We start from the raw sequence: 14646 nt of genomic DNA, 5'->3' as shown, positions 1-14646 counted from the left end.
CATGTCTTATCTTATATTGATCATATTAGGATTTATCGCGGGAACGGTCGGCAGCCTGATCGGGCTTGGGGGAGGAATTATCATCGTGCCGGCGATGCTCTATTTAAGCACGATGACTCCGTTTTTCCATGACGTAACACCGCAGACTGCCATCGGCACGTCCCTTTTGGTGATTATTTTTACGGGCCTGTCATCAACTCTGGCCTATATGAAATATAAAACCGTTGACTACAAAAGCGGACTGATCTTTTTTATCGGTTCCGGCCCGGGAAGCATCATCGGCGCGTATTTGTCTAAACTTTTTAATGCGCATACGTTTTCCGTCTGGTTCGGACTTTTTATGATTTTGATTTCCATTACATTAATGTTGAAGGCGAAAGCAAAACCGGTCAATAAAGCGCATAAAGGCATGATCCGGACATATGAGGATGAATCAGGTGAGCTTTATACATATTCGTACCGTATTTTCACCGGTATCGTGATTGCCTTTTTCGTCGGTTTATTGGGCGGTCTTTTCGGCATTGGCGGCGGCTCTCTTATGGTTCCGGCCATGATGCTGTTATTTTTGTTCCCGCCGAAAGTGGCTGTGGCGACGTCAATGCTCATTATTTTCTTATCCTCCGTGACGGGTTCCGTGTCACATATCGCAGAGGGCCATGTCAATTGGCTGTATGCGCTGTGTCTCGTTCCGGGCGCGTGGTTCGGCGGCAAAATGGGCGCGTGGGTCAATAAGCGGGTGCAGACGAAAACGATCGTGCTTTTCATGCGGGTCGTCTTGATTTTGATCGGCTGTGAATTGATTTATCAAGGGATATTCAGCTAAAAGGTAGGAGAGATGGTATGTTAGAGAAGCTCCGTTTATATCATACGAATGATTTGCACAGCCATTTCGAAAATTGGCCGAAAATCGTACATTATATTGAGCAGAAGAGAAATGAACATGAAAAAGACGGGGAGGAAACACTCGTATTCGACATCGGCGATCATATGGACCGATTCCAAATGATAACGGAAGCGACCTTCGGCAAAGCGAATGTCGACTTGTTAAATCGGCTTGAGATTGATGCGGCTGCCGTCGGGAATAATGAAGGAATTACGCTGCCTCACGATGAGCTGGCGGATTTATATACCCATGCCGCGTTTCCCGTCATTGTGTCCAACCTGTTTGACGCGGACGGACAGCGGCCGGAATAGGCCGAGCCCTACGTGATCAAAACGCTGAAAAACGGGATGACCGCCGGCATACTGGGCGTCACGGTGCCGTATTATCCCGTCTATCAAAAACTAGGCTGGACGGTGACGGATGCGGAAAAAAGCATTCAAGAATCACTTGACGATATCAAGGGCAAAGCGGATATCATCATTCTGCTTTCTCATTTAGGCTTGATCGATGACCGGGCCGCAGCGGAAAAATTTCCCGACATCGATGTCATTCTTGAATCACATACGCACCACCTTCTTGAGGACGGACAGGACATAAGCGGCGTATTGCTTGCATGTGCGGAGAAATACGGGAACTATGTCGGCTGTGTCGAGCTGACGATAGAAAGTGAATCACGAACCATTGTCAGCAAACAGGCATCTGTACAGAAAATGGCTGATTGGCACGGGGAATCTGAAGATACGGCGGCTTTTCTGAAAGAGAAAGAACGGGAAGCGGAAAACCTGCTCTCCGAACAAGTCGCTAATCTGAATGAAGAAGCCGGCGTGAAGTGGTTTGAGGAATCGCCGCTCCCGCTTCTATTAGCCGAAGCGCTGAAAAGCTGGTGCGGCTGTGAAGTCAGCATGGTGAATTCAGGCGTCATTTTGGGGCCTTTACAGAAGGGGCCTGTCACAAAGCTTGACCTGCACCGCATCTGCCCTCATCCGATCAATCCGGTGGCCGTTCGTCTTTCAGGCAGGGAACTCCAGGAAACAATCAGCCAGGCCGCCTCGGAACAAATGGAGCAGCTGCGGATAAAAGGTCTCGGCTTCCGCGGGGAAGTGATGGGCAGGATGGTATATGCCGGAGCGGAGGCAGAGGCCGGCATTCTTGAAGACGGTGTGACGCATCTCCTCAATGTGAAAGTGAACGGAGAAGAGATTGATCCGGAGCGGATATACTCGGTTGCCGTTCTCGACATGTTTACACTCGGAAAGCTGTTCCCTTACATCCGCGATTCAAAAGAAAAACAATACTTTATGCCTGAGTTTTTAAGGGATCTGCTCGCCTGGAAGCTCGCGCGGCAGCCGTAATGTCGTATAGCTGCCCGCCGTTCCATCTCATTCGAGTAAAGGTAAGCGGGACTTTTTAAGAGTAAAAATAAAATACTATGTCCCCCCTTACAAGCATACATTGTGATATGTAAGGGGGGATTTTTCTTGCCTAGATACCGGAGCGCTCTTCGCAAGAGAGGGCCTTTGCCTTTTCGATATGTGCTTCTTCTGTCGTTTGCTTTTTTTATCATATCGACGGTCATCAGCCTTTGGATGATCAACTCCTCAATCAAACCGGTGCTGATGAACATAGGAGAAATGGAAACCAAACGGGTGGCGACAGAGGTCATTACGGAATCCATTGAAGAATACATGTCTCACAGCGACAATGTGAAAGATATGGTCGATATGAAAACGGATGAAAACGGAAAAGTCACAACGATGGATTTTAATACACAAATGGTCAACAGTATGAAGGCGAAAGTGACAAAGCAGCTTCAGGCTCATCTGAAGGAAGCGGAGTCGAACAATAAGCAGCATGAAACGGAAAAAGACGCGAAAACGGCCGATGAAATTATGATTAACATCCCTTTAGGGCAGGTCACGGGAAACAGCATTCTCGGAAATCTGGGGCCGAAAATCCCCGTGCGCTTTAACCTGATCGGCGATGCGTTAACTGATGTGAAAACAAAAATAAAGCCGTACGGCATTAACAATGCCCTGATCGATATCAGCATCTTTGTGGAAATAAAAGTAAAGGTCATTATTCCGTTTGCCAGTAAGACATCAGTCGTGACAAATAATATTCCGGTCTCCATTAAAGCGATTCAAGGAGAGGTGCCGCAGTTTTATAACGGAAGCGGCGGATCAGGTGTGACGCCTTCCGTCCAGCTGCCGAATGAAAAACAGAAGAAAGATAAATAAAAACACACAGCCGCAATCTTTCCTGGCGGCTGTGTGTTTACTTTTTCCTGCGGATTTCTTTTCGTTCCCATGCCCTTAAATGGGGATACGGATCAAAAGACCATTCCGATCTGCCGTTATCTTTATACATCCCGTAGTGAAGATGCGGCGGAAATTTTCCCGCGGTGCCCGGCGGTCCGTATCCGGAACTGCCGACAGAGCCGATCACCTCTCCGGGTTTGACGATCTGGCCTTTATGCACACCTTTTGCAAAGCCGTTCAGGTGAGCGAAGTAGTGATACGTGTTATTGATATCCCTGATGCCGATTCTCCAGCCGCCGAAACGGTTCCAGCCCTTCATTTCAACAATACCGTAGCAGGTCGATCTGACGGGGAGCCCGTAATGAGCGAACAGATCCGTTCCTTCGTGAATCCGGCGCCCGCCGAAACCCCGTGCGGCGCCCCATGTGCTGCGGTAGCTGTAATCCGTCTTCACGGGAAGCGGAAAAGCGTGCTCTCCGAGATCTAGGCGGCCGAACGTTTTAAACAGTGTCATGAATTCGGTGATAATGCCGACCGTCTGATCACGGCGGTAATAATTCCAGAGACCGATGCGGATATGGTCAAGATCGGTTCCGAATCCCGCTAAATACTGAGCAAATGTATAAAGGATATCCTCATCATTGCTTACCTCGGCTTTTCCGTCGCCGTCGCCGTCCAGGCCGATCCCGTCAAATACTTTAATGCTGAGAGGCGCATCGTCCTTAGGATTTGGATTTTCAGGGCCGCTCCACAAATGATCCGGAATATAAATGCTGATGATTCCCGCTTTTTCCGGCAGATCCTTTCGGTTCGAGCGGACATTTTCTTCATATTGGTCAACCGCCGCAAGCACATACCAAGGAATTTGCGTGACTGCTTCGGCTTTGCGGTACAACTGCATCCGTTCGCCGTAAACAGGAGCCGATTGTTCTTTCCCGCTTGCAGCCGGACAGAAAACTGATAAAAGGAGAAGAGCAGATAACAGAACTTTCACAACATGATCTCCTTTCAGGATTGAATACACATAGTTTGCGGCAACAATCCGAGAAAATGTAAGTAATTCTCTTCCCTTGTCGAGAAATTTTTCCTATGTTAAAGTGACTATTGAATAGAAATCCGCAAGTTTTATATCCATCGTGAAATAGAAATTTTTCGCACACGAACATGAATAAAGGGATAATGGAGATGATGGGGAAATGGCAAAGAAAGACGAGCATCTGAGAAAGCCGGAATGGCTCAAAATAAAGCTGAACACGAATGAAAACTATACGGGTCTGAAAAAATTAATGCGTGAAAATAATCTGCATACCGTATGTGAAGAAGCAAAATGCCCGAACATCCATGAATGCTGGGCTGTCAGACGTACGGCGACGTTCATGATTCTCGGTTCCGTCTGTACGAGAGCATGCCGCTTCTGCGCTGTAAAAACGGGTCTGCCGACTGAGCTGGATCTGCAGGAACCGGAACGCGTAGCTGATTCCGTCGCGCTGATGAATTTAAAACACGCCGTCATCACGGCCGTAGCGCGTGATGATCAGAAAGACGGCGGAGCAGGCGTCTTTGCGGAAACGGTCCGGGCGATCCGCAGAAAAAGCCCGTTCACGACAATTGAAGTGCTGCCATCCGATATGGGCGGAAATTACGACAACCTGAAAACATTAATGGATACCCGTCCTGATATTCTGAACCACAACATTGAAACCGTCCGCCGCCTGACACCGAGAGTCCGGGCCCGCGCAACATATGACCGTTCTTTGGAATTCTTGCGCCGTGCGAAAGAAATGCAGCCTGACATCCCGACGAAATCAAGCATTATGATCGGTCTCGGCGAAACGAAGGAAGAAATTATTGAAGTGATGGACGACCTGCTTGCGAACAATGTCGACATCATGGCGATCGGCCAATACCTGCAGCCGTCGAAAAAACATTTAAAAGTCCAAAAATATTATCATCCCGACGAATTTGCCGAACTGAAAGAAATCGCAATGCAAAAAGGCTTCAGCCACTGTGAAGCAGGCCCGCTTGTCCGTTCTTCCTACCATGCGGATGAACAAGTGAACGAAGCGTCTAAAAAACGCCAGGCCCAAGCATAAGATAAGCCGAAAAAACCCAAAACGCCGCAGGTTTTGGGTTTTTTGTGATGGAGCCGTTTTTGCAGGGAAAAAGTCATTCTTGAATAAGGATCGTCTGAACCGCTACACTGGATATAAAGAGGAAAAATTCTCCGTCCGTCCGAACCGTCTCATTTTGCAATTGATGGACAGAAGTCAATGAATTATGATAGTAAAGAGTGATAAAAGAGGTGAAGACATGATTCTTATTCAAAATGCCGAGTTTGAACTCGTACACGATTTTAAAAACGGCTTTAATGAAGAAGCGTTCAAAGCCCGCTATTCGGACATATTAAATAAATATGATTACATTGTGGGAGACTGGGGATACAGTCAGCTGCGGCTCAAAGGCTTCTTTGATGACCAGAATCAAAAAGCAACCTTTGAAACGAAAATCAGCACATTGGACGAATACATTTACGAATACTGCAATTTCGGCTGCGCGTATTTTGTTTTAAAACGAATCAGAAAATAATTGAAGCAGAAGGGGATGCTGTCACGTGTATTTTGTTGACAGAAATAATATCGAACAAACACTCCGTTTTTTTGAGACCCAGCTGGCGCTGTTTGACAGCACGCCTGCATGGGAGAGCGAAATCGAAAAAAGGGCGCTTGAGCGGATCAGCCATCTTATGATCGAATGCATTCTCGATGTCGGAAATGATATGATTGACGGCTTTATCATGCGCGATCCGGGCAGTTATGACGACATCATGGATATTCTGACGGATGAAAAGGTGGTAGCTGAGGATGAAGGAAATAAGCTGAAGCAACTGATCTCTTCCAGAAAGCAGCTTGTCCAGGAATATCAGCACGCCGATTATCAAGAGCTGTTTACGCTGATCACGTCAAACAGAGATGTGCTGAAAGCCTTTCCGGCCCGTGTAAGAACCTATCTGGAAACAGAATTAGGGCCTGTTTCCGCATTTAAATAACAACGAGTGAGAAAATCCACAGGAGTGTTGAGTATGAAGGATTATAAAGGATATTTGATAGATTTGGACGGCACAATGTACAACGGGACGGAAAAAATCGAAGAAGCGTGTGAATTCGTGAGAACGCTTAAAGCGCGCGGCATTCCGTATTTATTCGTGACGAACAATTCTTCCCGGACGCCGAAGCAGGTGGCGGACAAGCTGATGAGCTTTGACATTCCGGCATCTGAAGAGCAGGTCTTCACGACGAGCATGGCGACTGCGCAGCATATCGCCCAGGAGAAAAAAGACGCGTCGGTGTATGTGATCGGCGAAGAAGGCATCCGTCAGGCCATTGAAGAAAACGGGCTGAGCTTCGGAGAAGAAAACGCGGACTTTGTCGTTGTGGGAATCGACCGCGGCATTACATATGAAAAGTTGGCAACGGGATGCCTTGCGATCAGAAACGGCGCCCGGTTCATTTCAACAAACGGCGACGTTGCCATTCCGACTGAAAGAGGGCTTTTACCAGGGAACGGTTCGCTCACATCCGTTTTGACGGTGTCAACGGGCGTTGAGCCTGTCTTTATCGGCAAGCCTGAATCCATTATTATGGAACAGGCGATGCGTGTGCTCGGAACGGATATTTCCGAAACACTCATGGTCGGCGATAACTATGCAACGGATATTATGGCCGGCATCAATGCGGGCATGGATACGCTGCTGGTTCATACCGGAGTGACAAAGCGTGAGCATATGGCAGATTACGGCCAGAAGCCGACATATGCGATTGACTCTTTAACCGAATGGATTGAACATCTATAAAAAAAGGGACGGCCATGACGGCCGTCCTTATTCTGTATTTCTTGCGCTGTGAGCAAGCCGGCTTGAAGCCGCTGCTGCGATTGCGCCGACGATATCATCAAGAAACGTATGGCATTCGCCCGTAGATTTATCATTTAACCGCCCGAGAATACCGGGTTTTTCTTTGTCAATGTAGCCGTAATTCGTAAAGCCGATCGAGCCGTATATATTCACGATAGAGAAGGCGAGCACCTCGTCAACCCCATACAGGCTTTCATCAATCGCCAGAATGGTCTGAAGCGGTTCAGACAGCTTTTTTTGTTCGGCGAGCACATCTAATTCTATTCCCGTTAAAATGGCGTTTTGCACCTCGCGTTTTGCGATGACACGATCCACATTGAGCCTGCATACTTCCATTGTCAAATCAGGATGATATTTTTTTTGAAGGAAATACACCAGCTCGGCAATATCGTCCGTCTCAACCCCCCGTTCTTTTAAACGCGCCCTGGCGACAGCTTCCACCTGATTCAGTTGTTCCTTTTCTGACATTTGCTTCACCCAATCTTTTTTTACTAGTTTATACAACACTCTTCCGATGTGTACGATGTTTCTCCACTTGTTTCAAAGGATTACAATATGTATTCATAATTCCGCCGGCATATGACTACGATGTGAATAGCTCTAATTTTTCAGGCAGGTGATTATGATGAAAAGCATCATTAAAGAAAAGTACGGCATCCACGTCAGACAGCTTTCCGTTTATCAGAAATACCAATGCTTCCAGACGCCTAATTCCTTCTTTCTTATAATTCCCGTTTCCGGGTTTTCGCAATCAGAGCTGACGGAGCTTTACTACATGAGTCAGTATTTACAAGAACAAAGTGACCCATACGTTTCAGTGTTTATCTTTACGAAGGAAGGAGAACTGACCTTTGAGGACGAAGGCAAAACGTATGCGCTCTTAAAAGCGCCGATTCCCGTCTCAAACCGGTCGTTTTCCGTCGGAGGGGAGCTTGCCGAATTTCACAGAAAAGGGCGGGGTTTTCCGTACGAAGTGAAAGAAGCGGGCAGGATCGGCCAATGGAAGGACTTATGGGGAAAACGGGTGGATCAGCTGGAATCATTCTGGATGCAGAAAATTCATATGTCTCCGCTTGAACCGTTCGAAAAGAAAATGATCGAAGCATTTCCTTATTATTCAGGCTTAGCGGAAAACGCCATTCAATATTTAGTGGATACGGAGCTGGATGACAATCCCGGCGCAGAGGACTCGGGGACAATCTGCCATCAGCGGATGGAACGGGATACCTGGTCGGAGGAATCATTGATCCGCATTCCGGGCGATTGGGTATTCGACCATGCCGCCCGTGATATTGCGGAATATATGCGCAGCACATATTTGTATCATCGTGACGACCTGCTCAAAGATGGGTTTTTGTTTCTGCAGGAATATGAGCAAGTTACGCCGTTATCCTCCTTTTCCAAGCGCCTGTTTTACAGCCGCCTGCTGTTTCCGCTCCATTTCTTCGAGACGGTGGAGAGCTATTACATTTCTCATGATTCTGAAAAACAGTTTTACGAAGAGCAGCTTGACTACATTCTTGCCGACTGCACCCGCTATGAACAGTTTTTACAGACATGTCACGACATGATGAATGTCAGGTCGGCGCAGGTTTTTGTCCCGCCTGTGGCGTGGCTCGGAAAAGGAATCAGTTCGTAAGAAAATATGACGTAAAAATATTTAGAAAATAGGGAATCTTGTCATATCAGTGTGTTAAGCGTTTTCATATCCGAAGAAACAATATTCAGCCGCTTGTCAAAACAAATGCGGGCTTATATAATATTTGTAACTTAAATGTCTGTGAAGGGTTAACAATTGTCCTTTTCTAGTGGACAAAAGGAAGAAAGGTGGAGTTTCTCTTTGGAAGCGATTCGTATTGGACTGTTAGGACTGGGAACCGTGGGAAGCGGTGTCGTCAAAATTATACAAGATCATCAGGATAAGCTTATGCACCAGGTCGGCTGTCCGGTGACGATCAAAAAAGTGCTAGTTAAAGATATTGATAAAAAACGAGACGCAGACCTGCCGAAGGATGTGCTGACGACAGAAGTCTATGATGTAATCGATGACCCTGAGGTCGACGTGATTATTGAAGTCATCGGCGGTGTCGAACAGACGAAGCAATATCTTCTTGATGCCTTGAAAGCGAAAAAACATGTTGTGACCGCAAATAAAGATCTGATCGCCGTATATGGCTCAGAGCTTTTAGCCGCCGCAAAGGAAAATGGCTGTGACTTGTATTATGAAGCGAGTGTCGCCGGCGGAATCCCGATTTTACGCACGCTCGAAGAAGGCCTTTCCTCTGACCGGATCACAAAAATGATGGGAATCGTCAACGGAACGACGAACTTCATCTTAACGAAAATGATTAAAGAAAAAAGCCCGTATGAGGAAGTGCTGAAAGAAGCGCAGGATCTCGGATTCGCGGAAGCTGACCCGACCGCCGATGTAGAAGGGCTCGATGCCGCGCGCAAGATGGCGATTTTAGCCCGTCTCGGCTTCTCTATGGACGTTGATCTGGACGATGTCAAAGTAAAAGGAATTTCCCGGATCACGGATGAAGATATAAGCTTCAGCAAACGGCTCGGCTATACGATGAAGCTGATCGGCATCGCCCAGCGTGATGACAATAAAATCGAAGTCAGCGTTCAGCCGACACTGCTTCCGGATCATCATCCGCTCTCTGCGGTGCATAACGAGTTTAATGCCGTTTACGTGTACGGAGAAGCCGTCGGCGAAACGATGTTTTACGGCCCCGGAGCCGGAAGCATGCCGACTGCGACATCGGTCGTTTCCGATCTGGTCGCGGTCATGAAAAACATGCGTCTCGGCGTAAACGGAAACAGCTTTGTCGCCCCGCAGTTTGAAAGAAATCTGAAGCAGCCGTCTGATATCTATGCCCAGCAGTTTTTAAGAATTCACGTCAAAGACCAGGTCGGCTCTTTTTCAAAAATCACATCCGCCTTCTCAGAGCGCGGCGTCAGCTTTGAAAAAATTCTGCAGCTGCCGATCAAAGGCCATGACGACCTCGCGGAAATCGTCATCGTCACGCATCACACATCGGAAGAAGATTTCAGCGACATTCTGCAAAACTTAAATGACCTCGAAGTCGTACAAGAAGTAAAAAGCACATATCGCGTAGAAGGGAACGGTTGGAGCTAATGTGGAAAGGACTTATCCATCAATATAAAGAATTTCTGCCGGTGACGGATCGGACGCCGGCCCTGACATTGCATGAAGGCAACACGCCGCTGATTCACCTGCCGAAGCTTTCTGAAAAGCTCGGAATTGAACTGCATGTGAAAACAGAGGGCGTTAATCCGACGGGGTCCTTTAAGGACCGCGGCATGGTCATGGCGGTCGCCAAAGCGAAAGAAGAAGGCAATGATACCATCATGTGCGCCTCTACAGGCAACACATCCGCCGCGGCTGCGGCATACGCGGCGAGAGCCGGCATGAAATGCATCGTCATCATCCCGGACGGAAAAATCGCCTTCGGAAAACTTGCGCAGGCCGTCATGTACGGTGCGGAAATCATTGCGATTGACGGAAACTTTGACGACGCGCTGGCCATCGTCCGGTCAATTTGCGAAAAATCACCGATTGCATTAGTGAATTCAGTAAACCCTTACCGGATTGAAGGGCAAAAAACAGCGGCCTTTGAAGTATGCGAACAGCTCGGCGGAGCGCCGGACATTCTGGCGATCCCGGTAGGAAACGCGGGGAATATCACGGCCTACTGGAAAGGGTTCAAAGAATACCATGAGAAAAACGGCACCGGACTTCCGAAGATGCGCGGTTTTGAGGCGGAAGGCTCTGCGGCTATCGTCCGCGGCGAAGTTATTAAAAATCCAGAGACCGTTGCGACGGCAATCCGAATCGGGAATCCTGCCAGCTGGGACAAAGCGGTGCTCGCTGCGGAAGAATCAGCCGGAAAAATTGATGAAGTCACAGATGAAGAAATTCTTCACGCTTATCAGCTGATTGCCCGTGAAGAAGGCGTGTTTGCCGAACCGGGCTCCTGTGCATCCATCGCCGGCGTTCTGAAACAGGTGAAATCCGGTGAAATTCCAAAAGGCAGCAAGGTTGTCGCCGTTTTGACCGGAAACGGCCTGAAAGATCCGAACACGGCTGTGGACGTTTCTGACATAAAACCGATTACGCTGCCGACAGATGAGGACAGTATTCTGGAATACTTAAATGGAGCGGCGCGTGTATGAATGAGGCGGAGATGCTGTTTTCCATTACGGTTCCGGGAAGCACCGCCAACTTAGGGCCTGGGTTTGATTCCGTCGGGATGGCGCTCAGCAGATATTTGAAGCTTTCGGTTTTCCGAAACGATGAATGGCAGTTCTCGGCGGAAACTGAAACTGTCGCGGGCATCCCTCAAGGAACGGACAACCTCATCTACCAAGTCGCCAAACGGACGGCTGACCGCTATCAGAAAGAGCTGCCGCCCGCCCATGTCAAAGTATGGAGTGACATCCCCCTTGCGCGGGGTCTCGGAAGCAGCGCGGCCGCTATCGTCGCTGCCATTGAGCTTGCGGATGAGTTATGCGGCCTGCAGCTTTCGGAAAGCGACAAGCTGCACTTAGCCAGTCTTGAAGAGGGACACCCTGATAATGCCGCTGCTTCCCTTGCAGGAGGGCTTGTGATCGGCCTTCACGAAGAAGATGAAACACATATCGTGCGTGTTGCCGAAGCGGATATCGACGTTGTGGCAGTGATTCCGTTTTACGAAGTTCTGACCAGGGACGCAAGAGACGTGCTCCCGAAAGAGCTGCCGTACCGGCACGCCGTTAAAGCAAGCGCCGTCAGCAACCTTCTCGTTGCTGCGATCATGTCAAATGACTGGGCGCTCGCCGGGAAAATGATGAGAAAAGACATGCTCCATCAGCCGTACCGCGCCATGCTTGTTCCTGAGCTTTCAAAGGTGGAACATGCGGCCGAAATGAAAGGCGCTTACGGAACGGCGCTGAGCGGAGCGGGACCGACGATTCTTGTTCTGATTGAAAAAGGAAAGGGAGAAGAGCTGAGAAAACAGCTTTCTGAGCATTTCCCGCACTGTGAGATTGCGGCGCTTACCGTCCCGTCAGAAGGAAGCGTAATTGAACGGAATCCTTTAGAGCAGGTGAAAAGTGTATAATGATAAAAAAGCGTTCTTCCCATCAGAGAAGGACGCTTTCTTTTTCTGGAGAAGGATTTTTATTTAGGGAAGCGAAATAAAAAAGAAAAGGAGGAGAAACGATTTGAAAAAACTCATAACCGAGGAGGACATTGCGTCACTCGTATCCGTGACAGACCCGCAATATGCCCCTGACGGCAGAAGAGCCGCTTACGTCCGGACAACAGTCAATCATAAGCGTGATTCCTATTCCTCAGCCATTATGGTATATGACACAGAATCCGGCATCTCAAACCCGTGGACTTTCGGGGACGATAAAAATACAAGTCCGCGGTGGTCGCCTGACGGACGGCGCCTCGCCTTTGTTTCTGACAGGGAGAACGGCGTCCCTCAGCTGTACATCATCGACGCTGCCGGCGGAGAGGCGGAACAGGCGGCCGATATTCCTTGGGGCGTATCAGATCCAATATGGGCGCCCGACGGCAGATCCGTGCTTGTGTCCGTCAGTCTGACATCAGCGGAGCGCGCCGATGAGAAAGAAAAAAAGAAGCATGACGAGTATGAGCCGGTTGACATTCAGTCATTAACATATAAACGTGACGGGAAAGGCCTGCTGAACGGAAGCTGGGCCCAGCTTGTGCTGATTCATCTTGAAACGGGGGAGATTCAGCAGCTGACGGATCATGAAGCGGATCATTATGACGCGGCCTTTTCACCGGATGGCAGGCAGCTTGCGTTTACCGCCAATTTATGCGAGCCGGGTGACGCCGGAAAGCCGAGCGATGTCTATCTGATGAATCTGGCGGATGGAAGCCTGAAGCAGATTACGCCGCACCGCGGTTCTTTCGGTTCCTGCGTGTTTTCACCGGACGGTTCTTATATCGCGATGCTGGGCCATGAAAATGAATTTCGCAATGCGACTTTAGAGAAAGCGTGGCTGTACGACGTGAAAACTGAGCGGCTCACCTGCCTGACCGACATGCTGGATGTTCATTTGAGCGATGCGCTGATTGCGGATTCAATCATAGGAGGAGTGACGCCCCGGCCGGTATGGACAAACGACGGGCAGGGATTTTACGTTCTCGGGAGCGAGCAGGGAAGCACCGGTATTTATTATATCTCGATTGACGGCCTCGTATATCCGATCCGATTAGAAGAAGAGTACGTGAACGGTTTTGCTTTTCATCCTGATCAGAAAAGCTGTATCGCCGCAATCACCAAACCCGCACAGCCTTCCGAGCTTTACAGCATTTCGCTCGAAGATGGGGAAGAGAAGCAATTGACATCCGACAATGATCGGTTTATTGAGGAGCGCATCATATCCGTGCCGGAAAAGCTGCAATATGAAACAAAGGACGGGCTGACGGTAAACGGCTGGTTTTTAAAGCCCGCCGTTTTTGAAGAGGATCAAACTTATCCGCTCATTCTATACATACACGGCGGGCCTCACATGATGTACGGCCATACGTATTTTCACGAATTCCAAGTGCTGGCCGCACAAGGATATGCTGTCGTGTATGTCAACCCGAGAGGAAGCCATGGCTACGGACAGGATTTTGTCAATCGTGTCAGGGGTGATTACGGAGGCGGAGATTACCGTGATGTCATGCAGGCGGTGGATGAAGCCGTTCAGGCGTATCCGTTTATTGACAGCGGCCGTCTCGGTGTGACGGGCGGAAGCTACGGAGGGTTTATGACGAATTGGATTGTCGGGCAGACAGGCCGTTTTAAAGCAGCCGTCACGCAGCGCTCCATTTCAAATTGGTTCAGCTTCCACGGTGTCAGCGATATCGGTTTCTTTTTTACCGACTGGCAGCTCGGACATGATTTGTTTGAGGAAGCGGATAAGCTTTGGGATCGTTCTCCTGTAAAATATGCGTCCCGCGTTTCGACGCCGCTTTTGATTCTGCACGGTGAGCGAGATGACCGCTGTCCGATAGAGCAGGCCGAGCAGCTTTTTACCGCGTTGAAGAAACTGAACAAAACGACGTCGTTCATCCGATTTCCGAAAGCCACGCATGAGCTGTCGAGAAGCGGCCATCCGGAACAGCGGATGAAACGCATCCGTTATATTTGTTCATGGTTTGATGACTATTTGTAAAAAATAAAAAAACCAGGCTGTCATACAGCCTGGTTTTATGATTAAAATACTTGTTCTACTTCAACGACACCCGGTACTTCTTCAAGAAGGGCGCGTTCGATTCCGGCTTTCAGCGTAATCGTTGAACTTGGGCAGCTGCCGCATGCGCCAAGGAGGCGAAGCTTTACAATGCCTTCGTCTACATCAACAAGCTCACAGTCACCGCCGTCACGAAGCAGAAACGGACGTAATTTATCCAATACTTCCTGTACTTGCTCTTTCATTTCAACCTCAGTCATGAGATTCGCTCCTTTCATATACATAAAACCATTATATTCACAGTAACGGTAAAAATCTAATGTTTGGTTTGCAAAGCTGCTTTCTCCATTATAGCATATTTAAACTTGAAC

Annotated in this window: 14 protein-coding genes and 1 pseudogene; 12 read left to right on the top strand and 3 right to left on the bottom strand. The window is 48.6% G+C overall.

From position 1 onward, the window contains the following. Position 1: 1 nt before the first annotated feature. The 3 genes and pseudogenes from NYE50_RS17225 (at position 2) to yunB (ending at position 3120) form a co-directional block, all read left to right on the top strand. A complete protein-coding gene (locus tag NYE50_RS17225) occupies positions 2 to 823 on the top strand; it encodes a sulfite exporter TauE/SafE family protein (protein WP_007613562.1) in 822 nt (273 codons plus the stop codon). A 17-nt stretch (positions 824 to 840) separates the two neighbouring features. Beyond that, positions 841 to 2235: pseudogene (locus NYE50_RS17220) on the top strand (bifunctional metallophosphatase/5'-nucleotidase). A gap of 126 nt (positions 2236 to 2361) precedes the next feature. Then, positions 2362 to 3120, top strand: a complete 759-nt coding sequence (yunB, locus tag NYE50_RS17215) for a sporulation protein YunB (RefSeq protein ID WP_017419459.1) — start codon at positions 2362 to 2364, stop codon at positions 3118 to 3120. 37 nt (positions 3121 to 3157) lie between these two features. Here yunB and lytH read toward each other — a convergent pair whose 3' ends face one another. Beyond that, a complete protein-coding gene (gene lytH, locus NYE50_RS17210; protein WP_032876720.1) occupies positions 3158 to 4135 on the bottom strand; it encodes an L-Ala--D-Glu endopeptidase in 978 nt (325 codons plus the stop codon). Between the two features lie 202 nt (positions 4136 to 4337). Here lytH and lipA point away from each other — a divergent pair, with 202 nt between their 5' ends. The 4 genes from lipA to NYE50_RS17190 all read left to right on the top strand — a co-directional run bounded on the left by lipA (position 4338) and on the right by NYE50_RS17190 (position 6991). Continuing rightward, positions 4338 to 5234, top strand: coding sequence for a lipoyl synthase (lipA, locus tag NYE50_RS17205; RefSeq protein ID WP_003151923.1), 897 nt, complete (start codon positions 4338 to 4340; stop codon positions 5232 to 5234). Positions 5235 to 5451: 217 nt separating this feature from the next. Next, the gene (locus tag NYE50_RS17200; RefSeq protein ID WP_003151928.1) at positions 5452 to 5727 is read left to right on the top strand and encodes a YutD family protein; all 276 of its coding nucleotides are present in this window, start codon (positions 5452 to 5454) and stop codon (positions 5725 to 5727) included. A 25-nt stretch (positions 5728 to 5752) separates the two neighbouring features. Then, positions 5753 to 6187, top strand: coding sequence for a DUF86 domain-containing protein (locus NYE50_RS17195; RefSeq protein WP_007408729.1), 435 nt, complete (start codon positions 5753 to 5755; stop codon positions 6185 to 6187). A 33-nt stretch (positions 6188 to 6220) separates the two neighbouring features. Further along, complete coding sequence (locus NYE50_RS17190; protein WP_007408728.1) at positions 6221 to 6991, top strand: TIGR01457 family HAD-type hydrolase; 771 nt, start codon at positions 6221 to 6223, stop codon at positions 6989 to 6991. A 27-nt stretch (positions 6992 to 7018) separates the two neighbouring features. On the opposite strand, the gene NYE50_RS17185 is transcribed toward NYE50_RS17190, so the two are convergent. Then, complete coding sequence (locus NYE50_RS17185) at positions 7019 to 7519, bottom strand: phosphatidylglycerophosphatase A family protein (RefSeq protein ID WP_003151934.1); 501 nt, start codon at positions 7517 to 7519, stop codon at positions 7019 to 7021. Positions 7520 to 7673: 154 nt separating this feature from the next. Here NYE50_RS17185 and yutH point away from each other — a divergent pair, with 154 nt between their 5' ends. The 5 genes from yutH (at position 7674) to NYE50_RS17160 (ending at position 14257) form a co-directional block, all read left to right on the top strand. Next, a complete protein-coding gene (gene yutH, locus NYE50_RS17180) occupies positions 7674 to 8690 on the top strand; it encodes a spore coat putative kinase YutH (RefSeq protein WP_029973819.1) in 1017 nt (338 codons plus the stop codon). A 201-nt stretch (positions 8691 to 8891) separates the two neighbouring features. Then, a complete protein-coding gene (locus tag NYE50_RS17175; RefSeq protein ID WP_021493978.1) occupies positions 8892 to 10193 on the top strand; it encodes a homoserine dehydrogenase in 1302 nt (433 codons plus the stop codon). Continuing rightward, positions 10193 to 11251, top strand: coding sequence for a threonine synthase (gene thrC, locus NYE50_RS17170; protein ID WP_014721762.1), 1059 nt, complete (start codon positions 10193 to 10195; stop codon positions 11249 to 11251). Before NYE50_RS17175 ends, thrC begins: the two co-directional genes overlap by 1 nt. Beyond that, a complete protein-coding gene (thrB, locus tag NYE50_RS17165; protein WP_014418794.1) occupies positions 11248 to 12177 on the top strand; it encodes a homoserine kinase in 930 nt (309 codons plus the stop codon). Before thrC ends, thrB begins: the two co-directional genes overlap by 4 nt. 103 nt (positions 12178 to 12280) lie before the next feature. Further along, positions 12281 to 14257 carry a S9 family peptidase gene (locus NYE50_RS17160; RefSeq protein WP_172869823.1) on the top strand — a complete coding sequence of 659 codons (1977 nt, stop codon included), beginning with the start codon at positions 12281 to 12283 and terminating at the stop codon, positions 14255 to 14257. Between the two features lie 41 nt (positions 14258 to 14298). Here the strand turns inward: NYE50_RS17160 and NYE50_RS17155 are convergent, their stop codons facing one another. Beyond that, on the bottom strand, positions 14299 to 14634 hold the full coding sequence (locus NYE50_RS17155; RefSeq protein ID WP_169510385.1) for a NifU family protein: 336 nt from the start codon (positions 14632 to 14634) through the stop codon (positions 14299 to 14301). Positions 14635 to 14646 lie beyond the last annotated feature (12 nt).

The sequence above is a fragment of the Bacillus sp. EU55 genome (assembly GCF_038005925.1).
Classification (GTDB): Bacteria; Bacillota; Bacilli; order Bacillales; family Bacillaceae; genus Bacillus; species Bacillus velezensis.
The sequence above is the reverse complement of the archived record's forward strand: the minus strand, read 5'-3'. Positions and strand labels throughout refer to the sequence as shown.

Excerpts from the sequence above, each read along its gene's own strand:
- lipA (WP_003151923.1), top strand. The coding sequence starts at position 4,338 with ATGGCAAAGAAAGACGAGCATCTGAGAAAGCCGGAATGGCTCAAAATA.
- yutH (WP_029973819.1), top strand. The coding sequence starts at position 7,674 with ATGATGAAAAGCATCATTAAAGAAAAGTACGGCATCCACGTCAGACAG.
- NYE50_RS17225 (WP_007613562.1), top strand. The coding sequence starts at position 2 with ATGTCTTATCTTATATTGATCATATTAGGATTTATCGCGGGAACGGTC.
- thrC (WP_014721762.1), top strand. The coding sequence starts at position 10,193 with ATGTGGAAAGGACTTATCCATCAATATAAAGAATTTCTGCCGGTGACG.
- NYE50_RS17190 (WP_007408728.1), top strand. The coding sequence starts at position 6,221 with ATGAAGGATTATAAAGGATATTTGATAGATTTGGACGGCACAATGTAC.
- thrB (WP_014418794.1), top strand. The coding sequence starts at position 11,248 with ATGAATGAGGCGGAGATGCTGTTTTCCATTACGGTTCCGGGAAGCACC.
- NYE50_RS17185 (WP_003151934.1), bottom strand. The coding sequence starts at position 7,519 with ATGTCAGAAAAGGAACAACTGAATCAGGTGGAAGCTGTCGCCAGGGCG.
- NYE50_RS17200 (WP_003151928.1), top strand. The coding sequence starts at position 5,452 with ATGATTCTTATTCAAAATGCCGAGTTTGAACTCGTACACGATTTTAAA.